The organism is Kribbella sp. WER1, assembly GCF_054189145.1.
This window is the reverse complement of the sequence record NZ_CM135186.1, coordinates 703,573-729,414: the sequence shown is the minus strand read 5'-3', so window position 1 is coordinate 729,414 and position 25,842 is coordinate 703,573. Positions and strand designations below refer to the sequence as shown.

The window sequence follows — 25,842 nt, the reverse complement described above, 5'->3', positions numbered from 1 at the left end:
GACAGAGGAGTACGCGATGACGGCAGCAGCCCGCCCAGCGGCGGTCCGCAAGCAGGACACCCTGGACCGCCTGGACAAGGACGTCGACGCCTGGGTGTCGACGGCGGCGCTCGACGGTGCGCCGTACCTGATGCCGCTGTCGTTCCTGTGGAGCGACGGGACGTTGCTGCTGTCGACGACGCGGACGAATCCGACGGCCCGGAACTTCCTGGCGAACCCGCAAGTGCAGTTGACGCTGGGCGCGGTACGTGACGTGATCCACGTGACCGGCACGGTCATGGTGTCGGAGGCGACCGACGCCGAGGGCGCGGCGTTCGCGGCGAAGGCCGGCTTCGATCCGCGGCCGTTGCCGAACTACCCGTTCTTCCGGGTGACGCCGGCCAAGATCCAGGCCTGGCGTGAGGTGAACGAGCTGAAGGAGCGCGTGCTGATGGAGGACGGTCGTTGGCTGGTCTGACTCTGTCCTGCGACTGATGCGCGTCTCTGTCGTGCGGCAGAGATCGGTGCGCGAAGTTCCGTCTTTGCACCGATGAGGCGAGGAGTCCGTCGTACCTACGCTTCCGGCGTCATTCCCTGACGCAGGAGGCGAGAATGCGCATCATTGGCACGGTTGTTGCCGCACTGTCCATGGTTTCCGGTGTGTTGACCGGACCTACCGAGCAGCTCACGTGGCACGGCTGCAGTACGGGTCCGGACGACGAGGTCGGTGCGAGTTTGGACGCGGCCGGCGCGGAGTGCGCCGAACTGCAGGTCCCGTTGGACTACCGCAACCCCAACGGGCGATCGATCACGCTCGCGATCGCTCGGCGGACCGCTACGGACACCGCGCACAAGCAGGGCACGCTCGTCGTGAACGTGGGCGGTCCCGAGGCGTCGCGGCAGGGCATCACATGGTTCCTGGACAAGAACCCGGCCCTGGCGGCGAAGTACGACGTGGTGGGCGTCGACCCGCGATTCTTCGGGCGCAGTACCCCGTTGGAGTGCGGGTATCCGACCAACGAGTACCTGCGGAGCGTGCAGTACGGCAGCCCGACCCGGAAGGACTTCCAGACGAGTACGGCGATCGCGCGGGACCTGGCCGCCCGGTGTGCGCCGTACAAGGACCTGTTGCCGTACGCGTCGACGCGGAACATCGCCCGTGACCTCGACCAGGTCCGCTCGCGCCTGGGCGTGCAGCGGCTCTCGTACTTCGGGGTCTCGTATGGGACGTACCTGGGCGCCGTGTACCTCCAGTTGTTCGGGCCGCACGCGGACCGGGTCGTATTGGACAGCTCGCACGCTCCGGACAGCTATGGGCCGAACTGGACGCGGGAGACCGCTCCTGCCGATGCAGCAGCGCTGGCGGACTGGGCCGGCTGGGCTGCGCGTCACAACGCCGGCCTGGGCGCAACCAGGTCCGCCGTACTCGCAACGATCGACCGGATCGCGGCAGCCACACCTTTGCGGGTCGGCCCGCACCAGGTGACGCAGGCCATGCTTCCTGGCCTGTTGCTGACGGTTGACGACACCGACGCGTCGTACGCCGAGTTCAGCGCGCAGGTGCGCGTACTGCGGGACGCTGCCGCCGGGAAGGTGGTCACGCCGACCCCGGCGCAGGAGCAGCGCTTCCAGCTGTACGACCTGACCGAGGTGGTGCCGGAGTTCAGCTTCAGCGCCAACGTCGCGAACCAGTGCGCCGACCGGACCACGTCGCGCGACCCGGAGACCTATTACCGCGACATCGTCAGCCATCGGGCTGCTGAGCCGCTCTACGGTCCGCTGGCCCGGGATATCAACCCATGTGCGTTCTGGCCGACCACACCGGTCGAGCAGCCGACTGTTGTCGACAACAGCCACCAGGCGCTCATTCTTAGCGCCTCCGGCGACCCCGTGCTGCCGTACACCGGCCAGTTGGCCATGTACCGCGCGCTTCGTGGCTCCCGCATGGTCACGCTGCAGGACAGCTACCAGCACGGCGTGTACGGCGCCTCGGCGTGCGTAGACGCCGTTGCTGACGACTACCTGTCGAGTGGGCGGCTGCCGTCGGCGTGACGTGTCCTGCTTGAAGCCCGGGCGGACCAGTCCTGCCTCGTAGGCGAAGACGACCGCTTGTACGCGGTCGCGGAGGCCTAGCTTGGACAGCACGCTGCTTACATGTGTTTTCACGGTTCCTGACGACACGGTGAGGCGTTCGGCGATTTCTGCGTTCGACCAGCCGCGGGCGATCGCTACCAGAACCTCTCGCTCACGTGCGGTCAGCCCGTCGACGGCTTCGGCGGCTGCTGGATCCACGGCCGGCTCGACCCGTGCGAGCAGTTGGTCCAGCAGCCGCCGGGTCGTCGACGCCGCCAGTACGGCGTCGCCGGCGTGGACGGTTCTGATCGCGGACAGCATGTCCTCAGGCGGCGCGTCCTTCAGCAGGAATCCGCTCGCTCCGGCACGGACGGCGGCCAGGACGTACTCGTCGAGGTCGTAGGTGGTCAGCATCAGTACGGCGGGGTCCGGCCCGATCCGCGCGGTCGCCGCGATCCCGTCGAGCTTCGGCATCCGTACGTCCATCACGACGACGTCGGGCCGCAACCGCAGCACCTGCTCGACCGCCGCCAGCCCGTCACCCGCCTCGCCGACAACGGTCAGATCCGCCTGCGAGTCGATCACCATCCGCAGCCCGGCCCGGACCATCTCCTGGTCCTCGGCCAGCACCACCCGGATCACGCCGGAATCGTAGCCGTAAGCAACGACCCACCTCCGTCCCGGGCCCGTAGCCCAACCGTCCCGCCGTACACCGCAACCCGCTCGCCAATCCCAACCAACCCGAACCCGCCCGCGCCGATCAGCCCGCGGCCCGGCGGCCCAGCCGGGCCCGGCCCATCGTCGGCGACGGTGATCTCGACGTGGTCCGGCGTCCAGCGGACCGTCACCTCCGCGTGTGCCTGGGGTCCGGCATGCTTCATCACATTCGTGAGCCCTTCCTGGACGATTCGGTAAACGGCCAGCCCGAGCGCAGGATCCACCGCGCGCGACGGTGCCCCGATCGTCGCCTCAACACTCTGACCACCGGCCCGAACCTCCTCGATCAGCCCGTCCAGCTCATCCAGCCCAGGCGCCGGCGCGGTGGGCTGGTTAGCGGAGCGGAGGATACCGAGGGTCTGGCGGGTTTCGGCGAGAGCTTGGCGGGCGTGCTGGCCGATGGTTGTGAGTGCGGTGATCGCCGGGTCCGTCGGCGGGTGGCCGGCGGCATAGCGCCCACCGTCGGCCTGGGCGATGACGACGGCCAGGGAGTGCGCGACGACGTCGTGCATCTCCCGCGCGATCCGCGTGCGCTCCGCGAGTACGGCGTACTCGCGCTCCCGCTCGCCCTGCACCCGCCGTACCCGCTGAAGCGACCCAACAGCCCAAGCAGCGACCACGGTGCTCGCCAGCAACGCCCCGATCACCAAATGCGCCGCCGCAGTGTCCAACAACCGCGGCCAGGCCAGCCCGCCCAAAACAGCACCCACCAGCCCACCACCAAGCCCAACCCGCCCTAGCCAAGCCGGCCCGTACGCCGCAGCCGCATGCACCGCGATCGGCACCGCGACATCAGCAGGCACCGCGCTAACGCTGTCGCGCACGCTCAACCACTGCACCAACCCCACCAAAGCAACAGCCGCAAGACACACCGCCGGCCAACGCCGCCGTACCGCCAACGGCGCCACCAGCAAGCCAGAGAACGCGAAATACACCCCAGGCGCCCGCACCGCCCACCCGACGACAAAGACCACCACAAGAAGCAAACCAGCAGCCACGCCGTCCACAGCCACCCGATGCGACCGCAAGTACCCCTCGACCCGCTCAGCCAGCACGCCGCAACTATAGGCACCTCTTGACCTAGAGCACGGTCGAAAAGGCAAGGTGGAACGCATGGTCACTGACTTGTGCTTGGGAGCGATGAACTTCGGCACGTCGACACCGCCCGCCACCGCGACCGCGATCCTGGACCGCTTCGTCGACGCCGGCGGCACGTTCATCGACACGTCGAACAACTACAACCAATGGGTCGGCCACGGCGGGGAGAGCGAGGAACTACTCGGGCGTTGGCTCCGCACCCGCTCCGACCGCGACGACCTGGTGATCGCCACGAAGTGTGGCGCGCGGACAACCGTGCCAGGCGATCCAGGAGACACTCCGTTGCAAGACCGTCGCGGCTTTTGGGCAGTTGGCGGCAGACGGGGTCGTGGAGCGCATCGGTTGCAGCAACACGGCTACCTGGCGGTTCGACCGTGCTCGGCAGACAGCGGCCGCACAGGGGGTCGCGCAGTACTCCGTGATCCAGCAGCACTCGACGTACCTCTGGCCGAATCCGCCCGCGCTGCAAGGAGTCCTACGACGCGGTACACCGCACTTCCAGCATGCAGGAACCGAGCACTTCGACTACCTGGCGGAGAATCCGGACGTGACGCTCGTGGCGTACCAGCCGCTGCTCACGGGGTCGTACGCACGTCCTGACCGGCCTTTCTCGGCGCAGCGTGGCTACGCACATCCCACGGCGTACATGCGGTTCGAGGCGATCCGCCACGTCGCGGGGGAGCTGGGCGTGACCGTCAACCAGGTAGTACTCGCGTGGCTGTTGCACCACGGCGTCGTACCGCTCGTGGGGGTGTCGTCAGTGGCCCAACTGGAGGAGGCGCTCGCTGCGGTCGAGCTTCGGCTGGACGGTGAGCTGGTGGCTCACTTGGACAAGGCCTGAGCGCGGGCGTTGACGCGGTAGCGCAGCGGCGACTCGCCTACCTCGCGTTTGAACGCCGTGCTGAACGCGCTCTCGGAGGCGTAGCCCAGGTCGGTGGCGAGTGACCCAACGCTGGCGTCGCCGTTGCGTAGGGCGCGTTGGGCGAGCATCATGCGCCAGCGGTTCAGGTACGCACGGGGCGGCATGCCTGCGACGGCACGGAAGCGCTCGGCGAACGCGGTACGCGACATGGCGGCCGCATGCGCGAGCTCGTTGAGGCCCCAGAGGGTGTCCGGCTGGGAGTGCATCAGCGTCAGCGCGGGGCGGAGACGTTCGTCGGTCAGTACCCGCAGCCAGCCCGGTGGAAGCTCGGCCTGCTCGACGTACGTGCGGAGGACCTCGAGCAGGACCAGCTGCGCGTGCTGGCGGATCGCGAACGTCGAGCCGATCCGCCGGCTACTGACCTCGGCGAACAGCCGGTGCAGGCTGCCGCGGAGGTTCGCGCCGGCGCTGGGGGAGGACTGCACGTGCGCGACCGGCGGCAGTGCCTCGCCGAGGAGCGTCCGCCCGGCCTCGTTCAGGTCGATGCGGCCGCCGATGACGATGTCGTTGCGGTCCCAGTCGAGGTCCATCAGGTCGAACCCGGTCTCGACCGGCACGACCTCGCGGACCGGACCGTCGCCCGACCCGCCGGACAGCTCCAGCCGGGTGCGGTTGTTGAGGATCGCGACGTCGCCCGGCAACAGCTCGATCGGCCCGTCGACCCCGTCGGCAACCAACCGCGCCCGCCCGCCGACCATCGCGATGAACTTGAACGTCTCCTGCAACGTCGCGCGCGAGACCCACGGCCCCTGGACGACGAAACCGCCGGAGACCAGCCCGCGCACCTCGACGAGCTCGAACACCTCGGACAACTGATCGGTCATCTGTACTCTCGCGAAGAAAACATGAACGGATACTTATTCATCGTACGCCGCTCCCGTCGCAGAGTGGAGGCATGACCAGACAACAGCTCATCGGTACCGGATTCAGCGCCGCCTCGACCGCCGACGACGTACTCCAGGGCATCGACCTGACCGGCAAGAACGCGATCGTCACCGGCGGCCACCGCGGCCTCGGCCTCGAGATGACCCGCGCACTGCGCAAGGCCGGCGCCCACGTCACCGTCGCCGTCCGCAACCCCGACACGGTCGAGGCCGTCGACGGCGTGGACGCGAGCCGGCTGGACCTGCTCGACCCGAAGTCGATCGACGCGTTCGTCGAGCGGTACCTCGCGACCGGGCAGCCGCTGCACATCCTGATCAACAACGCCGGCATCATGGCGGGCCCGCTGCACCGGGACGCCCGCGGGTACGAGTCGCAGTTCGCGACGAACCATCTGGGGCACTTCCAGCTGACGCTCGGCCTGCTGCCCGCGCTGCAGGCGGCGCACGGCGCGCGGATCGTGAACGTCACGTCCGGCGGGCACCGGCTGTCCGACATTCGTTGGGACGACCCGCATTTCGGCCACGACTACGACCCGCTGCGCGCGTACGGGCAGTCGAAGACGGCGAACGTGCTGTTCGCGGTGGAGCTGGAGCGGCGGTGGTCGCAGTACGGGATCCACGCGTTCGCCGCGCATCCCGGCATCGTCATCACCACGAGCCTCGGCCCGTACCTGGAGGCGGGGGAGACCCGGACGCCGTGGCTGTCGGCCGAGGCGCACCACGCGATGGGCCTGACCGATGCCGACGGCAATCAGATCGTGGACCCGGCCCGCGAACGGAAGACGGCGGCGCAGGGCGCGAGTACGGCGGTGTTCGGCGCGACGAGCCCGCTGCTCGAGGGGCACGGCGGGACGTACCTGAAGGACAACGAGGTGTCGCCGCTCGACACCGTCGGCGACACGGACTTCCGCGACCCCGACGTCCGGTCCGATGTGGTGCCGCACGCGGTCGACCCGGAATCCGCCGTACGGCTGTGGGCGTTGAGCGAGGAACTCGTCAAGCACTGAGCTGAGCCGACGGGCGGTTATGGTCCGGCGCATGACGGCGTACTTCCAGCTGGGCTCGGCCCGGCTCTACCAGCCCGACGCAGTACTCGAGGAACGCCTGCCGTCCGGGACGGCCGAGTTGGCGGCGTACATCAAGACTTTGACGTGGACGTGCACGGAGTACTTCAGTGACTATTCCGGGGCCTTCGGCTCGCTCGGGCTGTTCCTGGGCGTCGGGCTGAAACCCGGCGGTCAGGCCAAGGTCTGGTGCGATGTCGTCGACGGCAGCCTCCCGGACGACGTGTACGCCGCCCTCGTCGAGCTGCTCAACGGCGCCGGCACCGACGTCCGCCCCGCGGCGACCGGTCCCGTCGCCTTCGCGCTGGAAGGCCACCTCGGCAATGGTCCACGCACGCCCTTCCCAGAACTGCCGGCAGCGTGGCAATCGACTGGCATCAACCGTTCGGTCCTGATCCCCGACGAGCTGTTCCCGTACGTCTTCCCCGAGGAGGCCCGATGACAACCCTGTGGCTCGGCGGCCCCGCCGCCTCCGGCAAGACCACCATCAGCCGTTTGTTCGCCCGCAAGCACGGCTACGTCTGGTACAGCGTCGACGCCCACGCCTTCCTCCACGAAGAGCGAGCAGCCGCCGCCGGCCTCCACGACCCCACCACCGGCCCCGGCACCTTCGACCGCCGCCCGATGATCCTCGAAGACCTGCAGACGCTCCCCACCAAAGCCTCCGTCATCGTGGAAGGCGCCTTCGTCACCCCCGCCGTAGCCGGCACGGGCCCCAACGCTCTCTGGCTGATGCCCACCAAACCCGAACAACTCACCAGACTCCGCCACCGAAACCCCGACATTCCCCTGGACGGCATGATCTGGGGCTGGCAACTGATCCAAGACCAACTCGAAGCCACAAACGCAACAGCCATCCAAGTAGACAACCAATCAGTCGCCCAAACCCTCGCCGCCGTAGAACAACACTTCGCCCCCTACCTCACCCACCCCGCCCCCGACACCCCCGCCCGCCAATCCCTGATCCGCCAAGGCAACACCCAACTGGCAACCCAAGCCCGCACCCGCAACCCGACCGCAGCCCTAACCTTCGACTGCGAATGCGGCACCCCAACCTGCACAGCCCAAGTAGAAGCCCCCGCAGACGCCCTCCCACCCGACAAGCCCCTCCTGTCCCCAACCCACCACACAACCGCCTAACCAACCAACGCACGAGAACGTCGTACACAACCCGAGCCGCAGCCCCAACACGCGCCGGCAAACCAACGGCGAATCCCAGCCTCGGCTGGTGAGTGCCGCGCCGAGCCCAACTTCAGCTGATGTGCTGACGGCGGGGACTGCCCCGAACCTCGGCTGGTGAGCGACGCGCCGAGCCCAACCCAAACATGTGAGCTGAGAGCGAAACCCAACCCAGCTGGTGAGCCGACAGCGAAACCCAGCCCAAGCCGCCGAGCGAAGCGAAGGCGCAAGGGGGTGCGGGTGGCGGAGCCCCCGCTCGCGGCGAGCGAAGCGCTGCCGCACAAAACGACGACAGGCGACGCGGTCAGCAAAGCGAAACGCTTTGCGACACACGTCGCCTATCGACTGTCGTGGGCGATACTGGGTTCGAACCAGTGACCTCTTCGGTGTGAACGAAGCGCGCTACCACTGCGCCAATCGCCCAGCGTGGTGCTGGTGTTTCTGATGTGGTGTTGCGGGTGAAACCATAGCGCATGATGAGGCGCCGATCTAATCGGGCCGGGCTACTCTTGGGTCAGGACGGAGATCCCGTCGCGTTGGAGACGTGATTGTGACTTTCTCGCACGACACCGAGCAGGCGCTCGGGACGCTGGTCCGGCTCGTCAACACCCTGCCCGGACCGAACAGCCAGGTCGATTCGCTGGAGACTCTTGAGGAGTTGGAGAAGTTCGTCCAGGAACGGGAGTTCAGCGCGGTCGACTCGTTGACGGACAAGGACCTGACCGAGGTCCGTGATCTGCGACCGCTGTTCGCGCCCGTGTTCACGACCGATTCCGACGCGTCGGCGGCGACGATGATCAACGCGATCATCGCCCGCGGTACGTCGACTCCGCGGCTCACGAACCACGACGGTCATCCGTGGCACATCCACTACTCCCGCGCGGGCGCGTCGCTGGCCTGCCGGATCACGGTGGAGTGCGGGATCGCGCTGGCCCAGGTGATCTCGGCGGGTGAACGCGAACGCCTCCGCCGCTGCGAGGCCCCGGATTGCGACGACGCCCTGATCGACCTCTCCCGGAACCGTTCGAAGCGGTACTGCGACGCGCGCACGTGCGGCAACCGCCTGCACGTCGCGGCGTACCGCGAACGCCGCAAGGCCTCGGGGGAGTAGCAGTCGCGGATCCCCACGCCATCACAATCGGCGCGGCCGGCTTGTGCTCCGCGGGGAGTAGCGGGAGCTGCGCGATTGTGATGGCCTGGCGGACCGCCGTACGGCCCTAGCTCACGGGTTGAGGTCCTGCGCCGATCGCTCCGCGAAGATCTTCGCGACCTGGGCCGTGACGACGCCGGGCGCGGGCAGGTCGCGGTCGTCGACACGCTGGATCGCCTGGACGTCACGCGTTGTCGATGTGAGGAAGATCTCCTCGGCCTCGGACAGCTTCGCCAGCGGTACGTCGCGCTCGACGCCGCCGAACCACTCCAGCACCAGCGCCCGCGTCACCCCGGCCAGTGCGCCGGACGCGAGCGTCGGCGTGACCAGCTCGCCGTCGTACACGCAGAAGATGTTCGATCCGGTGCCCTCGCACAGGTCGCCGACCGTGTTCGCGAAGATCGCCTCGCTGCCGCCGCGCTCCTTCGCGTAGGCGAGCGCGCGGACGTTCTCGGCGTACGACGTGGTCTTCAGGCCGGCGACCGCGCTGCGCTCGTTGCGGACCCACGGGACCGTGACGATCGCGGACGTCGCGGCCGGGCGCTTGATCTCCTGGGTCGCGACCAGGGTCGTCGGGCCGGCGGTGCCGCGGTCCGAGGAGAGTGGGGAGACGCCGCCGGTGTAGGTGATCCGCAGGCGGCCGAACGGGATGCCCGGATCGGCCGCGACGACCGCGTCGATGCCGGCCTCGATCGCGGGTACGTCGGGCGTCGGCAGGCCCAGGCCGACCGCGGAGCGGACCAGCCGGTCCAGGTGCCGGCGTACCGCGAACGGCCTGCCGTCCTCGATCTTGATCGTCTCGAAGACGCCGTCACCGGTGGTCAGCCCGTGGTCCAGCGGCGAGACCGTCGCCGCGTCGTCGAGCAGGGCGCCGTTGAGCCAGATACGCATGTGGTGCTCCTTCCGCGGAACACCTTAGTGCGCAGGTGATCAGGCGCCGCGCAGGCCCGCGAAGGTGAGCAGTTGATGACCGTACGTCGACGTCCTGGGGACCCCCGTTTTTGAACTCGGGCGGAGATGGGCTAATGTTCTTCTCGCGCCGGGGGAAGCAAAAACCCGGTCGCAGCGCGGACGTAGCTCAGTTGGTAGAGCGCAACCTTGCCAAGGTTGAGGTCGCCGGTTCGAACCCGGTCGTCCGCTCGGAGAGGGTTCGGCTCTCAGTGGTGGAGTGGCCGAGAGGCGAGGCAACGGCCTGCAAAGCCGTGTACACGGGTTCGAATCCCGTCTCCACCTCGAGAACCTCAGTCTTTTTTCTGGGTGTTCGGTTTGGACGATTGGCGCAGCGGTAGCGCGCTTCCCTGACACGGAAGAGGTCACTGGTTCGATCCCAGTATCGTCCACGAAGGCGATAGGCGACGTGTGTCGCGAAGCGTTCTGCTTCGCTGACCACGTCGCCTTCGTCATTTGTGCGGCAGCGCTGCGCTCGCCGCGAGCGGGGGCTCCGCCACCCGCACCCCCTACGCCATCGCTCCGCTCGGCGGCTGGGGTCGGGTTTGGTGGTCGGCTCACCTGTGCGGGTCGGGTTGAGCGGTTAGCTCCCCGGCTTGGGTTGGGTGGGGTTGGTCGGCTCACCTGTGTGGGTCGGGTTGAGCGGGTAGCTCCACCGGCGTGGGGTGCGCGGGGCGGTTGGCTCAGCTGAATGAGTTGGGTTCGGCGGTTGTGCTCACCGGCGTATGTGGCTGGCCGATCGGTTCACCTGTGTGGGGCGGGCTGGGTGGTTCGCCCGCGCGGGCCGGTCGGGTTGAGTGGTTGTCTGCCCGGCGTGGGGTGGGGTGGTCGGCTCACTCGGTGTGGGTTCGGCTGTAGCGGAAGCGGCGGCTTGTTGGGGTTGGGGGGAGTTCTTGCATGCCGGCTGTGAGCATTACGTGGGCTGAGGCGGTGTTGGGTGGGTGGCATTCGCCCCAGAGGGTGGGGATCGACAGCTTTGTGTGGCAGTAGCTGAGGGCTGCGGTTAGGGCCTCGGTGGCGTAGCCGTTGGAGCGGTGGGTGGGGTGGATGGCGTAGCCGAAGCTCCAGGCGGCTATGGGGGAGTCGCTTTGGCCCAGGCCCAGCCAGCCGACGGGGGTGGTGTTGTGGGTGAGGATCAGCTGGAGGTGGGTGCCGTCCTGGCTCGCGGCGTTGGTGTGGCGGGTCAGCCATTCCCGGACGGCGGGGATGGTTCGGGGACCGTAGTCGTCCATGAAGCGGGCTACCCGGGCGTCGGTCCAGAGTCCGCAGAGCATCTGGAAGTCGGACTCGATCGGCCAGCGGAGGGTGAGTCTCGGGGTGGTGAGCTCCATCCGGGGACGTTAGCTGTGCGGGGCGTCCACGGCGATCGGATTTATGTTCGATGGAGGGCGAACATATGTATGATCGAAGTCAAACAATTGAGGAGGGGTGGTTGTGCGGGCTTTGGAGGTGCGGGAGTTGGTGGGGCCTGCGGGGGTTCGGGTGGTGGAAGTGGAGGTGCCTGCGGTGGGGGTGGGGGAGGTTTTGGTGCGGGTGGGGGCTGCGGGAGTGAACTTTGCGGATGTGATGCAGAGCCGGGGGACGTACGACGGTGGTCCTCGGGTGCCGTATATCGCTGGGTTTGAGGCTGCGGGTGAGGTGGTTGCGCGGGGGAGTGGCGTGACCCGCGTGGCGGTGGGGGAGCACGTGGTTGGCACGGGGGCGGGGGCGTTTGCGGAGTACGTGGTGATGGTGGCGGATGGTGTTGTCGCGGTGCCGGAGGGGTGGAGTGACGAGGAGGCGCTTGGGCTGGTTCTCAACTGGGCCACGGCGCTGGTCTCGTTGCGGTCGCTCGGGCGGGTGACGGCAGGGGACAGCGTGCTGATTCACGCGGCGGCCGGTGGTGTCGGGCAGGCGGCGGTGCGGATCGCCAAGTACTACGGCGCAACCGTTATCGCCGCCGCCTCCGCGGCCAAGCATGACGTCGTACGGCGGCTCGGTGCGGATCATGTGCTCGACGGCCAGGATCTCGTGGCGGACGTACTGCGGTTGACCGCCGGCCGTGGCGTGGACGTCGTACTGGAGTCGGCCGGTACGACGTTCCGCGAGAGCGTCGAGGTCGCGCGGCGGGTGACCGGGAAGGTGGTCGTGATCGGGGCCGCAGGTGGCGAGGCGTCGATCAGCAACTGGGAACTGAACTTCAAGCACCCCGTGCACGTCATCGGCCAGCACCTGACCACCACGATCCAGCAGGCGCCGGAGCTCTTCGCCGAGACGCTCGAAGAACTGCAGCGGCTGATCGACGCAGGGGTCTACCCGCCGGGCACTCCGACCGTCTACGACCTGGCCGACGGCCCGAAGGTTCTCGCCGCGTTGGAGGCGCGCGCGACGGTCGGCAAGCTGGCGCTGAAGCCCTAGTAGAACTGCCGGATCTTCGGCCACAAGCTCGACCACGGCTCGGCCGGACCCGCGCACAGCACCAGCGCGGTCCCGTCCTCGTCGTTCGACACGATGCCGTGCACGGTGCCGACCTGCCGGCAGTCGCGGAAGTACTTCTCGAAGATCGGCGTCCGTTCGAGCTCGACCAGCAGGACCGGCCCGGTGCTGGTCTCCGGCGGTCGCGCCCATTCCCAGAAGCTCATGTGGACGGAGTACGGCATCGGCAGCCCGCGGGCGGGACCGTACCGGACGAGCGCCCCGGCCTCTCCGTAGTTGCCGGTGACGATCGTCGCGGTGGACCGCCGATCGGCCGGCACCTGCTGCCAGGCGGCAGCCACGGCGTCGGTGAACGCGGGCCAGCCGATCTGCTCGCCCTGTTCCTTGTTCACCGGGATGACGAGGTCGGCCGCCGACGCGGGCAGCACCGGCAGCGTGAACAGCGCCGACGTCAGCGCGGTCAGCACCAGCGTGACGACGGCCGAACGGCGCCGTTCGGAGACCCAGCGCAACGTCGGCTCGGACCCGGCCGCGACCAGGACGAGCAGCAGCGGCAGCGCGTAGTACGACTTCCCGCCGACGGCGAGTACGGCGACGCACAGCACCGGATAGGCCAGCGCGACGGCACGGGCCCAGGGCAACGATCGCCAGATCCGGCGGAACCCGGCCACCCACACCGGCACCAGGAACGGTGACAGCTGCAGGATCTGCAGCGGGATGAACATGATCCGGTTCTCGGTGCCGTCGTCGGCGCTGATCCCGCCCGCGACCTTGAGCTGCGGCCAGTCGTTCTGGAACTGCCACACCACGTTCGGCAAGGCGATGAGGCCCGCGACGGCGACGCCGGCCGGCACCCACCAGGAGCGAAGGACGCTGCGGGGCCCGACGATCAGCAGCGCCACCAGCAGCGCACCGATCGGCAGCACCACGAGGTACTTGTTCTCCAACGCGATCCCGGCCGTGAGCCCGAGGGCCAGCCACCAGCGGCCGTCCCGCGTGCGCAGCAGCTTCACCGCGAACAGCGCGATCAGCATCCAGGCCAGCAGGTCGTACGTCGCCGTCGACACCATGTGCCCGACGCCGAGGACGAACCCGGACACCGCGGCGCAGACGGCAGCCAGCACCTGCCCGCGGCGCCCGCTGCCGAACTCGCGGGCCAGCAACGCGATCACGATGATGGTCGCGACGCTGCTCAGCGTCGACAGCACCCGCAGGCCCATCACGGTGTCGCCGAAGACCGTGGTCGAGGCTCGCGCGATGAACGGCGTCAGCGGCGGCTGGTCGACGTACCCCCAGCTGAGGTGGTGGCCGGCGACCAGGAAGTAGAGCTCGTCGCGGTGGTAGCCGTAGCGGCCGGACAGCGCGGTCAGTACGACGCCGACGAGGACCGCGACGGCGGCGACGGGCCGCGCCGCGAAGATAGGCACCGATGGGCGGGTCATGGCGGAATCGTTTCAGCCCGAGCGGGCCGCGACCAGTCCAGAAACCGAGGTGCGGACGCCGACCGACAGTTCTGGCGGGATGATTGGATATGTCAAGAGGACAGGTGAGGTGGCGACTTCGTGACACTGCTGTACGAGCGGATCTGCGCTCATGTGCTGGAGCAGCTGCGTCGTGGCGCGCTCCGGCCGGGGGACCGGGTGCCGTCGGAGATGGAGTTGGCGGCGCAGTTCGATGTCAGCCGGATCACCTCCAAGCGTGCCCTGGAGGTACTGCGGGAGGCCGGTCTGGTGGAGCGGATCCGTGGCAAGGGCACGTTCGTCGTACGGCGGCTGCCTGACCTGACCGATCTGACCGTGCCGCTCCGGCCGGCGCAGCGGCGGGAGGCGCGGTCGGTCGCGCTGATCGTCCCGGACATGTCCGAGGCGTACGGGCTGGACCTGCTCAACGCGATCGAGGAGCGCTGCGCGGAGTACGGCGCTCACTTGGTCGTACGGCGTACCCATGGGCGTCAGACCGATGAAGAGAAGGCCGTTGACTCGCTGGTGGCCGCCGTGGACGGGCTGATCGTGTTCCCGGTGCACGGGGACTTCTACAACGCCAGCCTGCTCCGGCAGGTGCTGGACGGCTTCCCGGTCGTGCTGGTGGACCGTCACCTGTCAGGGATTCCGGTGTCCGCAGTACTGACCGACAACGTGGCCGCGGCGCGTGCATTGACCACCCGGCTGCTGGACCGTGGTCATGAGCACATCGCGTTCGTGTCGCCACCGCCCGTCAACACGTCCTCCATCGAGGACCGGCTGGAAGGTTTCCGTACGGCGTTCGGCGACCGCGGCCGGCCGTACGAGCTGACCGACCTCCGGAGCACCCTGCCCGGTTCGACGAGCGCGGAGAGCGTACGGGCGGACCTGGACACGATCCGCGCGTTCCGCGACAGCCGGCCGGAAGTGACGGCGTACTTCGCGTGCGAGTACAACCTGGCGCGCATGGTCGACCGGGTGCTCGGCGGGGACCGTGTCGTCGCCTGCTTCGACTCACCGGGCGACTCCATCGGCGGGCCGCCGTACCTGCACGTGAAGCAGAACCAGACCGAGATGGGCCGCCAGGCCGTCGACCTCCTGCTCGCGCAGCTTCGGGGAGAGCAGGTCCCGAGCCTGTCGTATGTACCGTTCGAGCTGATCGACGCCGAAAGCAGGCAGGCGTGACCTGGTCGCCGCCCGCTGCTTCCGCGCAGCTCGATGACCGCCGCTGGGTTGTCAAAGGCGCACAGACGCTGGTGTTCCCGCCCGGTCCTGCCTTCGTACTGGACGGCGAGTACGTCCTCCCTTCGGACACCACGGGCGAGACGCTGCAAGGATCCGGCACCGCCTGGGTGCTCCCGCAAGACCTCGACGCACCGGCCTGGCAGATCACGGCGGACGCAGCCATCACCGTCACTCCGACCGACGACTCCTGCCGAGTGACCGTGGCAGCCGAGACAGCAACGGTCACGAAGCACGCAGCGCGTCCACATGCGGACGTCGAGGGCGCCGAGTTCACCCTGGACTTCCCCGGCGCCGAAGAGCTCGCGGACGCGTTGGCCGGGTTCTACTGGGGCACGATGCTGCCCTGCGTCGTCGAGCGCACCAGGGCTCGCGATTACCCGGACCCTGACGGCTATGTAATCAGCACGCTGGCCGACAAGTACGTCGGGACCTACCCGGACGTCGACCACGAGTTCCAGATCAAGGGCCGGCTCGCGTGGGGGAGCAGCGTCGACCAGAGCGTCGTGCGCCGCATGATCGAGCTGCAGCTGCGGCTGATGCGGGAGGACCCGCAGCAGCTCTGGCGGGACCCGTGCGCCGTACAGCCCGACGGAGACCGCGAGTACCACGTCCGCCGCAACAGCCTCGACGGTACGACGAACGCCGTGATGTTCCTGGTCACCGGAAACGTCGAGGTACTGGAGTCCATCTGGCTGTACGTCGCCCGCACCAGGGACCTCGACTGGCTCCGGGAGCACATCGACGACGTCGAAGGCGCCGCGTCCTGTGTCGTCGACTGCATCGACCCGCTCGGCCGGCTCTGGTCGGACGTGTACTACGAGGACCAGGTGATCAAGGACGGCCGCGAAACGATGGCCGCCGCCCTCGCCGTCCGCTCCTTCGAGCTGCTCAAGGAACTGCAGGTCCTGCTCGGCCGGACGGAGCAGGCAGCACGGTACGACGCTCTCGCCCGCAAGCTGGCCCAGACGCTCAAGCAGCCGCTCCCGCTCGGCTACTGGGACCCGGAGCACGGCCGCTTCGTCGACTGGGTGGACCGCTCGGGCAAGTCCCACGACCACATCCACCTGTTGGCGAACGTATTACCCGTCATGTTCGGCGCTGCCGACGACGAGCAGGCCGCGAGAGTGCACGAACTGGTCAGGAGCGAGCTGGACGAGTTCCAGCGCTTCCCGACGTTCCTGGCTGCGCGGATAGCCGACTACACGCCCGACGAGATCGGCGACGGCGGCCCGTACGACCTGTGCGCGGCCGGGCGCTACTGGTGCTGGGACGCGGCGTACTGGTCGTGGCGCGAGGACGGCGGCATGTTGCGCGACCAGTTGCACAGGGTCGCGCGGCAAGGGGCCGCTGACAGCTACGTGATGGGCGAGCGGTACGACATGGGCCACGTCTATTACATGGACGACAAGCCCTGGCACGGCGCTGCGCACTACTACGAGTACCCGTGTGTCTTCGCCTGGGTCCTGCTGCACGAGTACCTGGGAGTCCGGCCGACGCTGCAGGCGGACCTGCTGATCGCACCGCGGCTCGTGGACCACGGGAGCGTGACGTTGCGGCAGGCGGCGTACCAGCTGCGGTATGAGTACAAGCAGGACGGCTTCACGTTGCAGAACCTTGCCGACACGTCCCGTACCTTCGTGGTGGACCTGGGGGAGCCGCAGACCGTGCTGTTGGGGCCAGGGGCTTCCTGGAGTGCTGACTTTCGGCAGTAGGGCGCGGTCTTGCGACTGTGTAGCGTCTACGGCATGAAGTGGCGGCTCCTGGGGGACGTGGGTCTGTGGGCCGCGTTGAGCTTCCTCGTGCTCGGCGAGAGCGGTGCGCGGAACGACCCGTATTGGTTCCGCGCGGGCTGCATCGCCGTACTCGCGCTGGCTGTCGCCACCCGACGCCGATGGCCGCTGCTGGCGCTGGCAGCCGTGGCTTCGACCGAGATCGTCATCCTGGCCGTCGCTTTCGGTTCGATGAACGGCGTACAGATCGCACTGGTGCCGGCCGTGAGCTTGCTGAGCTACCTGGCAGGCCGCCGGGAGACACAGCTCAAACACTTCGTCCTGCTGTGCATACTGTCGTTGTTGGGGATGCTCGCACTGGCGTTGGTGCTCGGCCAGCCGACAGAAGCCGTCCTGACGTGGCTGTTGACGCTCCTGATGGCCCTCCTACTCGTCGTTCTGCCCTGGCTGATCGGCCGTTACCGCGCACAGCAGGCCCTGCTCGCGACAGCCGGCTGGGAGCGCGCCGAGCGGATCGAACGCGAGCAACAGATGGAGATCGACCAGGAACGCCTCCGCGAACGCTCCCGGATTGCCGAGGACATGCACGACTCCGTCGGCCACGAGCTGAGCCTGATCGCCCTCCGTGCGGCAGCACTGGAGCTGGACCCATCCCTGCCGGAGAAGCACCGCCTGGCCGCCGGTGAGCTCCGCGAGTCGGCCGCCACCGCCACGGAGCGCCTGGGCGACATCGTCGGCGTACTGCGGGACCAAGACGCTCCAACCATGCCCCACGACGAGACCGTCCGCGCCCTGGTGGACCGTGCCGCCGCATCAGGTCTCAAGGTGGAGCTGATCGAACAAGTGGACGACGCACTCGCACCAATGGTCGACCGTGCAGTGCACCGCGTCGTCCAGGAGTCGCTGACCAACGCCAGCAAACACGCGCCGGGCGCAATGGTGGCGGTCAGCGTCACCACACACGAGAACGAGGTGACAGTCCGCGTCGCAGACACGGGCGCCGACCGGCCAAGTACTGCGCCGTCAGGCGGCCGCGGGCTCGACGGCCTGCGGGAACGCGTACGCCTCGCCGGCGGTTCGCTGACCGCAGGTCCACGGCCAGGCGGCGGTTTCGACGTCACCGCCACCATGCCGCGCGCCGGCGGCCGCCCCGGTCCGCCGACCGCCGCCGTCGAACGGGCAACGGTACGTCGGAGCGCCCGCCGCGGGCTGATCACCGCGATCGCCGCACCCGTCCTGCTCGGTGCCGTCGTCGGCGCGGTTGCCCTCGGCTACTACCTGGTCGCCGGGTACAGCGCGATCCTGCGACCGGCGGAGTACGACGGCCTCACCCTCGGGCAGTCCGAGCAGGACGTCGCGAAGGTGCTGCCGCGGATGCAGATGATCGACCCACCGGCGCAGGGCTACGTCCCGCCTGCCGGCTGGAGCTGCCACTACTACCGCCCGGCCGCTCCGTTCTCCAGCAACTACGTGTACCGCCTGTGCTTCGCCGACGGCGCGCTGGTCGCGAAGGCCGTCGTGCAGAGCGGATCCGTCCCACCGACCCCGGAAGGCAATCGATGATCAGGGTGCTGCTCGCCGACGACGAGGCGATGGTGCGGGCCGGGGTCCGCGCGATCCTCGGCACCGACGACGAGATCGAGGTGGTCGCGGAGGCGGCCGACGGCGTCGAGGCGGTGGAAGCGGTACGCCGGCACCGGCCGGACGTCGCCGTACTGGACATCCGGATGCCGCGGATGGACGGCCTGGCCGCGGGCGCCGAGATCCGGCGGACCGTGCCCGAGACGGCGGTCGTCGTCCTGACCACGTTCTCCGAGGACGCGTACATCGCGCGGGCGCTCGGCGACGGGGCCAGCGGGTTCCTGCTCAAGTCGGGTGACCCGCGGGAGCTGATCGCGGGGCTGAAGGCGGTCGCGGACGGCGCGGCGTACCTCGCGCCGAAGGTCGCGCACCGGATCATCCAGGAGCTGAGCGGCGGCGCGATGACCCGGGCGGCGGCCGCGAAGGAGCAGGTCAGCGCGCTCAGCCCGCGAGAGCTGGACGTGCTCGGACTGGTCGGCGCGGGGCTGTCGAACGCCGAGATCGCGGGCCGGCTGTACCTGGTCGAGGGGACCGTGAAGGCGTACGTCAGCGCGATCCTGCAGCGGCTCGGCGTGAAGAACCGGGTGCAGGCGGCGATCGTGGCGTACGAGGCCGGCCTGGTCACCCGCTGACCGGGCCGGGACGCATGCTCTTGGCCCGCCTGGATACTGGTTGCGGAACCGACATCGAACGGCTCCGGGTGGTGACGTGGTGAGGACACTCGGTCGTGGGATAGTGGACCCTCCCGGAGACCTCACCTCCGGACCACCGAAGTACGTACCCAGCGAAGCTCCAGGGGCCACCCGCCCCCTCTGACAGAATCGGGGATCCAGGTCGTGACCGACTCGCACAACTCCGGACAGCACAAGGACCGGGAAGCGGCGGCGGCCGAGGTCCGGAGAATGTGGCAGCCGACCCCCTCCTGGACCCAGCCGGACCCGGCCGACGGCGAGGCCGTCGAGGAGACCACCGGCACCGCCGAGGAGACCGCGAAGCAGCCGGACGCGCTGTCCGACGACTTCCCGGGCGACTCCTGGTCCGGACCGGCGGCCAAGTCGGCCCAGACCGCTCAGCCGGTCGACCAGCCGGCGCCGTGGACCCAGCCGCAACCGAGCACGCCGTCCTGGACCCAGCCGGTGCCGGATTCCGCCGCCTCGTCGTGGAGCCAGCCCGACCCGCAGGACGAGACCGACCCGGAGCCCGAGGCCCCGGCCGACGACCCCGCGCCGCACCAGGACGCCCCGGTGTTCGGCGGCGGCTCGTTCCAGACCGCCGGCCAGGAGCAGACCCCGCAGCAGTTCCCGCCGGCACCTCAGAGCCAGCCGCAGAGCCAGCCCCAAGGCCAGCCACAGACCCCTCAGCAGGGTCAGGGCGGCCAGCCGCTCTCGCCGGCCGCGCAGCACTTCTTCCCGCAGGGCATCCCCGGCCAGCAGGCCCAGCAGCCGCCGCAGAACCTGTCCTTCCGGACCGACGACCTGATCCAGGCGCTGCCGCTGCCGCGGGAAGCCCCCGCCGAGCGCGGCGTCCGGAGCATGCTGAAGCTGCGGCCCGGTACGACGGAGCGCTCCGAGCGGCTCGCCCGTGCGACCGCCGCGACCGCCTTCCGCCGGCCGGTGACGATCGTGATCGCGAACCCGAAGGGCGGCTCCGGCAAGACGCCGACCACGCTGCTGCTGTCCGGCGCGCTCGGCCAGGCCCGCGGCGGCGGCGTCGTGGCGTGGGACAACAACGAGCTGCGCGGCAACATGCACCTGCGGACCCACGACACGAACTCGCGGTCCACGGTCACCGACATGCTGCAGGCGATGCCGATGCTGACCCAGCCGGACGCCCGGCTCGGCGACGTCGCGGCGTACCTGCGGCACCAGGTGTCCGGTCAGTACGACGTGCTGACGTCGGCGACCACGACGTACGCGCAGATCGAGGCCAAGGACTTCGACCAGGTGCACCGGCTGCTGAGCCGGTTCTACAAGGTGCTCGTGATCGACACCGGGAACAACGAGGGCTCCAGCAACTGGCGCGAGGCGATGAAGGCGGCCGACGCCCTCGTCATCCCGATCAAGTGGAAGAGCCTGTCCTGCGCGGCGGCCGTGCAGATGCTGGAGGAGCTCGACAACCAGGGCCCCGAGGCGCAGCGGCTGATCCGGCGCGCGGTGATCGCGGTCTCGAACGGTCCCGGCGACGTGAACAAGGACGTCGAGAAGCAGCTCCGCCCGTACTTCGAGTCCCGGGCGGCCGCGGTGATCGACATCCCGACCGACATGCACATCGCCGCCGAAGGCCCGCTCGACCACTCCGCCCTGCAGCCGGCCACTCGCCGCGCCGCTCTGGAGCTGGCCGCGAAGGTCTCCGAGCAGATCACGATCGCGCTCAATACTCCCCGCTGACCGGGATCAGCACGCCCCGAACGGCACCAGCGCGTTGATCTTGAAGACCGTGAGGTCGCCGTAGTTGGTCTGGCACAGCTGGAGCCCGTCGACGTAGGCGCGTGCGCCGACGGGCTCGCCCGCAGCGAACCACTGGGTGACCAGCGGGTGCCGGTCGCCCTTCAGCTGCTGGTCGCCGGTCAGCTCACCGAAGACGTGTTCCTGGACGGCGCGAGCCGCCGTCCAGGAACTGGCGCTGATCTCGATCGTGTGCAGACCGTCGGCGCCGACGGCCGCGCTCAGGCGGTCCGCCCCGCGCTCGCATTCGAGATAACCGCCGGGCTCGCCTCCGGAACAGCCGAACCCTTCGGTGGTGGCTGCGGCCGCGAGCTGCTCGGCGGTGCCGGTCAAGTGGGCGTCCGGGAGATCCGGCCATTTCCAGCCGTTCCGGTTCAGCTCCACCCTTCCGCCGTTGGGGCTCTTCGCACTGACGACGGTGACTTCGCCCCAAGAGCTGGAGTGGCTACCTTTCTTGTCGAGCAGATCCGTGATGTCGCCGACGGAGCCGGCGGCCACGAAGGCGCCGACGATCGCCTCGAGTTCCGCGCCGGCATCGGGTTCGTTCCGGTACTCGACGACCAACAAGGCCGAGGTGAGCCTGCCCTCGGGGGTTGCCGCGAAGTCGGCCCGTACGTCGTGCGTCGCGTCCGTGCGTGAGCAGTCCCGGACAAGCAACGGCTTCGAGCGCGGGTACAGATCCGAGCACACCAGCCCACGTTTCCGCAGCGTCTCCGTCAGCGCTTGCGCCTCACCCGTCGCCTGGCCGGCGGTGTCCGGTACGACGTACTCCGCGAGCGGCGGGCCCTGATCCGGCGAGCAGGCAGTGACGGCGAGGACGAACAGTGCCGTGAGAGCGGCGACGGCAATCGGCCTGCTGGACGTTCCGAGCATGACCACAAAGCCTTGCAGTCCGTGGGGTCAGCGATCCGCGAGTTCGGCTTCAGGCTCGACCACGGGTTGAGACCTGCGGCGCACGCGGTGCCGGACGAACTCGACGATCAGGGTGACGGCCATGGCGAGGCCGATGCCGAGGACGACGCCCTTGAGCGGGTTGTCCTCGAAGGCCTTGCCGCCGATGTAGCCGACGAGCGTGCAGTAGACGCCCCAGCTCACGGCAGCCAGTGCGGCGAACGGGGTGAAGTGACGGAGTGGGTAACGGACCGATCCCATCGTCACCGTGACGGCCGTGCGGCCACCGGGGATGTAGCGGGCGACGACCAGGACGAGGCCGCCGCGTTCCTCCAGGGCGCGGCGCGCCCACAGGACGGCGGCGTGGCGTTTGGTGCCAGGCTTGATCCGGTCGAGCAGACGTCCGCCGGCGCCACGGCCGAGTAGGTAGGACACATGGTCGCCGAGGAACGCGCCGACCGCGGCGACCGCGATCACGGCGTACAGGTTCGGCTCGCCGGTGGCGGCGGCGAAGACGCCGGCGGTGACCACCAGCGTCTCGCTGGGGACCGCGGGGAAGAACCCGTCGAGCGCGGCGAATCCCCACAGCGCGAGGTAGATCCACCAGGAGGACATCAGTTCTTGGGCGAAGTGCAGGATGGCGTCGCTCATACCGCCGAACCCTAGAAATCGGAGGCCTGCCCGCACATCGGACGACCGGCTGGTCCCGCCCCCTACTTTCGTCAGGTGAGTCGATACCATCTCCTTCGTGAACGAAGCTGTGAAGGTCCAACTGGTCGGTGTCGAGGGCGAGTCCGAGCGGAGTGTGACCGAGACGACGACGATCGGGGAGCTGTTCGCCGCGATCTTCGGCCAGGACCGCTCCGCCATCGCCGCCCGGGTCAACGGTGAGCTGCGCGACCTGTCCCGGGTGGTCGCCGACGGTGACCGGATCGAGCCGGTGAAGGCCGCCTCCGCGGACGGCCGGGCGATCATCCGGCACTCGACCGCGCACGTGCTCGCGCAGGCGGTCCAGGACGTGTTCCCGGACGCCAAGCTCGGCATCGGCCCGCCGGTGGAGAACGGGTTCTACTACGACTTCGACGTCGAGACGCCGTTCACGCCCGAGGACCTGGCCAAGCTCGAGAAGAAGATGCAGCAGATCATCAAGGAGCGGCAGCGGTTCAGCCGCCGGGTGGTCAGCGACGACGACGCCCGGGCGGAGCTTTCCCACGAGCCGTACAAGCTGGAGCTGATCGGCATCAAGGGATCCGCGGCGGACGACGCCGAGGGCGCGAGTGTCGAGGTCGGCGGTGGCGAGCTGACGATCTACGACAACGTCCGGCGCGACGACAGCGTCGCCTGGAAGGACCTCTGCCGTGGCCCGCACGTCCCGGCGACGGGGTACCTCGGCAACTTCAAGCTGATGCGGACGGCCGCGGCGTACTGGCGGGGGAGCGAGAAGAACCCGCAGCTGCAGCGCATCTACGGCACCGCGTGGGAGTCGCGCGACGAGCTGAAGGCGTACCTGACCCGGCTCGAGGAGGCCGCCAAGCGCGACCACCGCAAGCTCGGCACCGAGCTCGACCTGTTCAGCTTCCCGGACGAGATCGGCTCCGGCCTGGCGGTCTTCCACCCCAAGGGCGGCGTGCTGCGCAAGGTGATGGAGGACTACTCCCGGCAGCGGCACGTCGAGGACGACTACGAGTTCGTGTACTCGCCGCACATCACCAAGGCGCAGCTGTTCGAGACCTCCGGGCACCTCGACTGGTACGCCGACGGCATGTACCCGCCGATGCACCTGGACGAGGAGCGCGGCGCGGACGGGCAGATCCGCAAGCAGGGCCAGGACTACTACCTGAAGCCGATGAACTGCCCGATGCACAACCTGATCTTCGCGGCCCGCGGCCGGTCGTACCGGGAGCTGCCGCTGCGGCTGTTCGAGTTCGGCACCGTGTACCGGCTGGAGAAGTCCGGCGTCGTGCACGGCATGACCCGGGCCCGCGGTTTCACCCAGGACGACGCGCACATCTACTGCACCCGTGAGCAGATGCGCGACGAGCTGCGGAACCTGCTGACCTTCGTGCTCGGGCTGCTCGCCGACTACGGCCTGGACGACTTCTACCTCGAGCTGTCCACCAAGAACCCGGACAAGTTCGTCGGCTCCGACGAGGTCTGGGAAGAGGCCACCGAGACGCTCCGCGAAGTTGCAGAGGGCTCCGGTCTCGAGCTGGTCCCGGACCCGGGCGGCGCGGCGTTCTACGGCCCGAAGATCTCCGTCCAGGCCAAGGACGCGATCGGCCGGACCTGGCAGATGTCGACGATCCAGCTGGACTTCAACCTGCCGGAGCGGTTCGGCCTGGAGTACACCGCGCCGGACGGCTCCCGGCAGCGGCCGGTGATGATCCACCGGGCGCTGTTCGGCTCGATCGAGCGGTTCGTCGCGGTGCTCACCGAGCACTACGCGGGCGCCTTCCCTCCGTGGCTGGCCCCGGTCCAGGTGATCGGTATCCCGATCACCGACGGGCATGTCGACTACCTGTTCGAGGTCGCCAAGCAGCTGAAGGCGCAGGGCATCCGGGTCGAGATCGACGCGTCCGACGACCGGATGCAGAAGAAGATCCGGAACGCGCAGAAGTCCAAGGTGCCGTACATGCTGATCGCCGGCGACGAGGACATGGCGAACGGCTCGGTGTCGTTCCGGTACCGCGACGGCTCGCAGCACAACGGCGTCCCGATCGCGGATGCGGTCGCGGAGATCGTCGAGTCGGTCCAGAAGCGCGTCCAGGTTTGACATCCACCCGGCGTCAGCCGGGTTTCACCACGGACAGGGAGGCCGAGCGGTGAGGTTCGCGGTTCATAGGCTGACCCGACGGTCTGCCTCCCCGCGCAGTCACGGCAGGCCCTGCCGCGATGTTCTTTGCCGCATTCACATCTGCATGATCCACGTGACCACAGGCTGTGCAACGGAAGACCGCTTGGCTCTTGCGGTTCTCGCGGCTGGTATGGCCACATGTGTGACAGGTCTGCGAGGTGAATGCGGCTCGGACTTCTTCGATTCGACCGGGAGCTTTGTCTCTGAGACGTCGGGCGAACTTAGCCCAGCAGTTCGCACGTATGGCACGGTTGAGCTGCGCTTTTCGGCGTACACCCTGCCCGGGGCGGGCGAGCGTCCCCCGCGCGGATCGCGTCATCTGCCGGACCCGGAGGGCCTCGATCCGGATGACGTCGAACCTGCGCGTGAGCGTTGTGGTCGTCTTCTCGACCCAGTCATTGGTCCGATCGGCTTGACGGGCGAGCATCCGCGCAATGCCCAGCTTCACTCTCCTGCGCCTGCTCGACCCCGGTTTGGCTCGCGACAGTCTCCGCTGCAAACGCTTGAGGCGACGCAGCTCGGTCGGCCGAGGCCTCGGAGTACTCAGCAGCTCGCCGGTAGAGAGTGCTGCGGTGACGATTACTCCGCGATCGAGGCCGACCACTCGCCCGTTGCCTGGCGCCGGGACAGCTGTGGGTATCGCGGCGAACGCGACATGCCAGCGGTGAGATCTATCGAGCGTAACTCTGTACGAACTCGCTGCCGGAGGCAGCCTGCTCCAACGAAACTTCACCTAGCCGACCTTGGGCACGTGCACGGCTCCGGTGCTCTTGCTCAGTCGACGAAGATGTGCCGGCTTGAACGCCACTACGCGGAAGCCCTCGTGCACACCTGCTTTTCGCCAGGTCGGACGTCCATGGGTGCCGGAAAAATAGTTCGTCATGGCCTGGCTGAAATCTCGGAGCGCTTGCTGTTGAACCATTTGAGAGCCGGCCCGAAGCCAATCGCACGCAGCTCGGGCTTCGGTCAGTTGCCGTGCCTGTTCAACGTATCCTGGCGCCGATCGGCGGTCGGGGGTCCAGCAGGCGTGTTGCTCGACGGCCAGATTCCAGACGTATCGAGCGTGTCTGCATTGGAGCAGGAGCGCGTCCACCTGCTCAGGTGTCGGGCGCAGACGGAACTTGCTCATGTCGGAACTGTTCCAGCAGCCGCCGACAGTTTCTGCGACCGCCCGCCGCTCAGTCGAAGGATCTCCCGGCGAAGAGGAT

General features: G+C 68.6%; 22 protein-coding genes, 4 tRNA genes and 2 pseudogenes. 17 read left to right on the top strand and 11 right to left on the bottom strand.

Annotated features, from left to right (window positions below; genetic code table 11):
- Window positions 1-16 precede the first annotated feature (16 nt).
- Together ACXJJ3_RS03615 and ACXJJ3_RS03610 are read left to right on the top strand one after the other, a co-directional pair.
- A complete protein-coding gene (locus ACXJJ3_RS03615; protein ID WP_458168472.1) occupies window positions 17-457 on the top strand; it encodes a pyridoxamine 5'-phosphate oxidase family protein in 441 nt (146 codons plus the stop codon).
- Window positions 458-639: 182 nt separating this feature from the next.
- Entirely contained in the window at window positions 640-2,031 is a 1,392-nt protein-coding gene (locus ACXJJ3_RS03610; protein ID WP_458168471.1) for an alpha/beta hydrolase, read from the top strand.
- Window positions 2,032-2,046: 15 nt separating this feature from the next.
- On the opposite strand, the pseudogene ACXJJ3_RS03605 reads toward ACXJJ3_RS03610, so the two are convergent.
- Window positions 2,047-2,661: pseudogene (locus ACXJJ3_RS03605) on the bottom strand (response regulator); the annotation flags it as partial.
- 29 nt (window positions 2,662-2,690) lie between these two features.
- Window positions 2,691-3,995 carry a sensor histidine kinase gene (locus ACXJJ3_RS03600; protein ID WP_458168470.1) on the bottom strand — a complete coding sequence of 435 codons (1,305 nt, stop codon included), beginning with the start codon at window positions 3,993-3,995 and terminating at the stop codon, window positions 2,691-2,693.
- Between ACXJJ3_RS03600 and ACXJJ3_RS03595 the strand changes: the two are divergent.
- A pseudogene (locus ACXJJ3_RS03595) lies at window positions 3,883-4,708 on the top strand (aldo/keto reductase). The gene ACXJJ3_RS03600 and the pseudogene ACXJJ3_RS03595 overlap by 113 nt on opposite strands.
- Here ACXJJ3_RS03595 and ACXJJ3_RS03590 read toward each other — a convergent pair.
- On the bottom strand, window positions 4,690-5,613 hold the full coding sequence (locus tag ACXJJ3_RS03590; RefSeq protein ID WP_458168469.1) for an AraC family transcriptional regulator: 924 nt from the start codon (window positions 5,611-5,613) through the stop codon (window positions 4,690-4,692). The pseudogene ACXJJ3_RS03595 and the gene ACXJJ3_RS03590 sit on opposite strands and share 19 nt — an antisense overlap.
- A 71-nt stretch (window positions 5,614-5,684) precedes the next feature.
- Here ACXJJ3_RS03590 and ACXJJ3_RS03585 point away from each other — a divergent pair, with 71 nt between their 5' ends.
- Genes ACXJJ3_RS03585 through ACXJJ3_RS03575 form a run of 3 tightly spaced genes read left to right on the top strand, consistent with a single transcriptional unit; the run spans window position 5,685 to window position 7,877 of the window.
- Window positions 5,685-6,680 carry an SDR family NAD(P)-dependent oxidoreductase gene (locus ACXJJ3_RS03585; RefSeq protein WP_458168467.1) on the top strand — a complete coding sequence of 332 codons (996 nt, stop codon included), beginning with the start codon at window positions 5,685-5,687 and terminating at the stop codon, window positions 6,678-6,680.
- A gap of 31 nt (window positions 6,681-6,711) precedes the next feature.
- Complete coding sequence (locus ACXJJ3_RS03580) at window positions 6,712-7,179, top strand: hypothetical protein (RefSeq protein WP_458168466.1); 468 nt, start codon at window positions 6,712-6,714, stop codon at window positions 7,177-7,179.
- The gene (locus ACXJJ3_RS03575; protein ID WP_458168465.1) at window positions 7,176-7,877 is read left to right on the top strand and encodes a hypothetical protein; all 702 of its coding nucleotides are present in this window, start codon (window positions 7,176-7,178) and stop codon (window positions 7,875-7,877) included. Before ACXJJ3_RS03580 ends, ACXJJ3_RS03575 begins: the two co-directional genes overlap by 4 nt.
- Before the next feature lie 390 nt (window positions 7,878-8,267).
- Here ACXJJ3_RS03575 and ACXJJ3_RS03570 read toward each other — a convergent pair.
- Window positions 8,268-8,339, bottom strand: a tRNA-Val gene (locus ACXJJ3_RS03570).
- A 121-nt stretch (window positions 8,340-8,460) separates the two neighbouring features.
- On the opposite strand from ACXJJ3_RS03570, the gene ACXJJ3_RS03565 reads away from it, so the two are divergent.
- Window positions 8,461-9,027, top strand: a complete 567-nt coding sequence (locus ACXJJ3_RS03565; protein WP_458168464.1) for a CGNR zinc finger domain-containing protein — start codon at window positions 8,461-8,463, stop codon at window positions 9,025-9,027.
- Window positions 9,028-9,138: 111 nt separating this feature from the next.
- Here the strand turns inward: ACXJJ3_RS03565 and ACXJJ3_RS03560 are convergent, their stop codons facing one another.
- Window positions 9,139-9,957 (bottom strand): aminotransferase class IV, encoded by an 819-nt coding sequence (locus tag ACXJJ3_RS03560; RefSeq protein ID WP_458168463.1) that lies wholly within the window; start codon window positions 9,955-9,957, stop codon window positions 9,139-9,141.
- 176 nt (window positions 9,958-10,133) lie between these two features.
- Between ACXJJ3_RS03560 and ACXJJ3_RS03555 the strand changes: the two genes are divergently transcribed.
- The 3 genes from ACXJJ3_RS03555 to ACXJJ3_RS03545 all read left to right on the top strand — a co-directional run bounded on the left by ACXJJ3_RS03555 (window position 10,134) and on the right by ACXJJ3_RS03545 (window position 10,406).
- Window positions 10,134-10,206: transfer RNA gene (locus ACXJJ3_RS03555), tRNA-Gly, on the top strand.
- Window positions 10,207-10,228: 22 nt separating this feature from the next.
- Window positions 10,229-10,299 (top strand) — tRNA-Cys (locus tag ACXJJ3_RS03550).
- 35 nt (window positions 10,300-10,334) lie between these two features.
- A tRNA-Val gene (locus tag ACXJJ3_RS03545) sits at window positions 10,335-10,406 on the top strand.
- Between the two features lie 441 nt (window positions 10,407-10,847).
- Here ACXJJ3_RS03545 and ACXJJ3_RS03540 read toward each other — a convergent pair.
- Complete coding sequence (locus tag ACXJJ3_RS03540; RefSeq protein WP_458168462.1) at window positions 10,848-11,345, bottom strand: GNAT family N-acetyltransferase; 498 nt, start codon at window positions 11,343-11,345, stop codon at window positions 10,848-10,850.
- A gap of 97 nt (window positions 11,346-11,442) precedes the next feature.
- On the opposite strand from ACXJJ3_RS03540, the gene ACXJJ3_RS03535 reads away from it, so the two are divergent.
- Window positions 11,443-12,411, top strand: a complete 969-nt coding sequence (locus ACXJJ3_RS03535) for a zinc-binding dehydrogenase (RefSeq protein ID WP_458168460.1) — start codon at window positions 11,443-11,445, stop codon at window positions 12,409-12,411.
- On the opposite strand, the gene ACXJJ3_RS03530 is transcribed toward ACXJJ3_RS03535, so the two are convergent.
- Window positions 12,408-13,871 carry an ArnT family glycosyltransferase gene (locus ACXJJ3_RS03530; RefSeq protein WP_458168459.1) on the bottom strand — a complete coding sequence of 488 codons (1,464 nt, stop codon included), beginning with the start codon at window positions 13,869-13,871 and terminating at the stop codon, window positions 12,408-12,410. The two genes, ACXJJ3_RS03535 and ACXJJ3_RS03530, sit on opposite strands and share 4 nt — an antisense overlap.
- A 120-nt stretch (window positions 13,872-13,991) precedes the next feature.
- Between ACXJJ3_RS03530 and ACXJJ3_RS03525 the strand changes: the two genes are divergently transcribed.
- From ACXJJ3_RS03525 to ACXJJ3_RS03505, 5 genes are all read left to right on the top strand, one after another.
- Window positions 13,992-15,074 (top strand): GntR family transcriptional regulator, encoded by a 1,083-nt coding sequence (locus tag ACXJJ3_RS03525; RefSeq protein ID WP_458168458.1) that lies wholly within the window; start codon window positions 13,992-13,994, stop codon window positions 15,072-15,074.
- A complete protein-coding gene (locus ACXJJ3_RS03520; RefSeq protein WP_458168457.1) occupies window positions 15,071-16,846 on the top strand; it encodes a hypothetical protein in 1,776 nt (591 codons plus the stop codon). The genes ACXJJ3_RS03525 and ACXJJ3_RS03520 overlap by 4 nt, the downstream gene beginning before the upstream one ends.
- A 33-nt stretch (window positions 16,847-16,879) precedes the next feature.
- A complete protein-coding gene (locus ACXJJ3_RS03515) occupies window positions 16,880-18,427 on the top strand; it encodes a sensor histidine kinase (protein WP_458168456.1) in 1,548 nt (515 codons plus the stop codon).
- The gene (locus tag ACXJJ3_RS03510; protein WP_458168454.1) at window positions 18,424-19,077 is read left to right on the top strand and encodes a response regulator; all 654 of its coding nucleotides are present in this window, start codon (window positions 18,424-18,426) and stop codon (window positions 19,075-19,077) included. The genes ACXJJ3_RS03515 and ACXJJ3_RS03510 overlap by 4 nt, the downstream gene beginning before the upstream one ends.
- A 204-nt stretch (window positions 19,078-19,281) precedes the next feature.
- A complete protein-coding gene (locus tag ACXJJ3_RS03505) occupies window positions 19,282-20,832 on the top strand; it encodes an AAA family ATPase (RefSeq protein WP_458168453.1) in 1,551 nt (516 codons plus the stop codon).
- A 6-nt stretch (window positions 20,833-20,838) separates the two neighbouring features.
- Here ACXJJ3_RS03505 and ACXJJ3_RS03500 read toward each other — a convergent pair whose 3' ends face one another.
- On the bottom strand, window positions 20,839-21,762 hold the full coding sequence (locus ACXJJ3_RS03500; RefSeq protein WP_458168452.1) for a hypothetical protein: 924 nt from the start codon (window positions 21,760-21,762) through the stop codon (window positions 20,839-20,841).
- 27 nt (window positions 21,763-21,789) lie between these two features.
- Entirely contained in the window at window positions 21,790-22,431 is a 642-nt protein-coding gene (locus ACXJJ3_RS03495) for a DedA family protein (protein WP_458168451.1), read from the bottom strand.
- Between the two features lie 97 nt (window positions 22,432-22,528).
- Here ACXJJ3_RS03495 and thrS point away from each other — a divergent pair, with 97 nt between their 5' ends.
- A complete protein-coding gene (gene thrS, locus ACXJJ3_RS03490; protein ID WP_458168450.1) occupies window positions 22,529-24,553 on the top strand; it encodes a threonine--tRNA ligase in 2,025 nt (674 codons plus the stop codon).
- 13 nt (window positions 24,554-24,566) lie between these two features.
- On the opposite strand, the gene ACXJJ3_RS03485 is transcribed toward thrS, so the two are convergent.
- Together ACXJJ3_RS03485 and ACXJJ3_RS03480 are read right to left on the bottom strand one after the other, a co-directional pair.
- A complete protein-coding gene (locus ACXJJ3_RS03485) occupies window positions 24,567-25,367 on the bottom strand; it encodes an RNA-guided endonuclease InsQ/TnpB family protein (RefSeq protein WP_458168449.1) in 801 nt (266 codons plus the stop codon).
- Window positions 25,368-25,763 (bottom strand): helix-turn-helix domain-containing protein, encoded by a 396-nt coding sequence (locus tag ACXJJ3_RS03480; RefSeq protein WP_458168448.1) that lies wholly within the window; start codon window positions 25,761-25,763, stop codon window positions 25,368-25,370. It abuts the gene before it with no gap.
- Between the last annotated feature and the right edge of the window lie 79 nt (window positions 25,764-25,842).

What these genes read in the sequence shown, in the direction of transcription:
- ACXJJ3_RS03495 (WP_458168451.1), bottom strand. Translation starts at nt 22,431, where the DNA reads ATGAGCGACGCCATCCTGCACTTCGCCCAAGAACTGATGTCCTCCTGG.
- ACXJJ3_RS03615 (WP_458168472.1), top strand. Translation starts at nt 17, where the DNA reads ATGACGGCAGCAGCCCGCCCAGCGGCGGTCCGCAAGCAGGACACCCTG.
- ACXJJ3_RS03560 (WP_458168463.1), bottom strand. Translation starts at nt 9,957, where the DNA reads ATGCGTATCTGGCTCAACGGCGCCCTGCTCGACGACGCGGCGACGGTC.
- ACXJJ3_RS03540 (WP_458168462.1), bottom strand. Translation starts at nt 11,345, where the DNA reads ATGGAGCTCACCACCCCGAGACTCACCCTCCGCTGGCCGATCGAGTCC.
- ACXJJ3_RS03510 (WP_458168454.1), top strand. Translation starts at nt 18,424, where the DNA reads ATGATCAGGGTGCTGCTCGCCGACGACGAGGCGATGGTGCGGGCCGGG.
- ACXJJ3_RS03575 (WP_458168465.1), top strand. Translation starts at nt 7,176, where the DNA reads ATGACAACCCTGTGGCTCGGCGGCCCCGCCGCCTCCGGCAAGACCACC.
- ACXJJ3_RS03480 (WP_458168448.1), bottom strand. Translation starts at nt 25,763, where the DNA reads ATGAGCAAGTTCCGTCTGCGCCCGACACCTGAGCAGGTGGACGCGCTC.
- ACXJJ3_RS03515 (WP_458168456.1), top strand. Translation starts at nt 16,880, where the DNA reads ATGAAGTGGCGGCTCCTGGGGGACGTGGGTCTGTGGGCCGCGTTGAGC.
- ACXJJ3_RS03530 (WP_458168459.1), bottom strand. Translation starts at nt 13,871, where the DNA reads ATGACCCGCCCATCGGTGCCTATCTTCGCGGCGCGGCCCGTCGCCGCC.
- ACXJJ3_RS03585 (WP_458168467.1), top strand. Translation starts at nt 5,685, where the DNA reads ATGACCAGACAACAGCTCATCGGTACCGGATTCAGCGCCGCCTCGACC.
- ACXJJ3_RS03580 (WP_458168466.1), top strand. Translation starts at nt 6,712, where the DNA reads ATGACGGCGTACTTCCAGCTGGGCTCGGCCCGGCTCTACCAGCCCGAC.
- ACXJJ3_RS03590 (WP_458168469.1), bottom strand. Translation starts at nt 5,613, where the DNA reads ATGACCGATCAGTTGTCCGAGGTGTTCGAGCTCGTCGAGGTGCGCGGG.
- ACXJJ3_RS03500 (WP_458168452.1), bottom strand. Translation starts at nt 21,762, where the DNA reads ATGCTCGGAACGTCCAGCAGGCCGATTGCCGTCGCCGCTCTCACGGCA.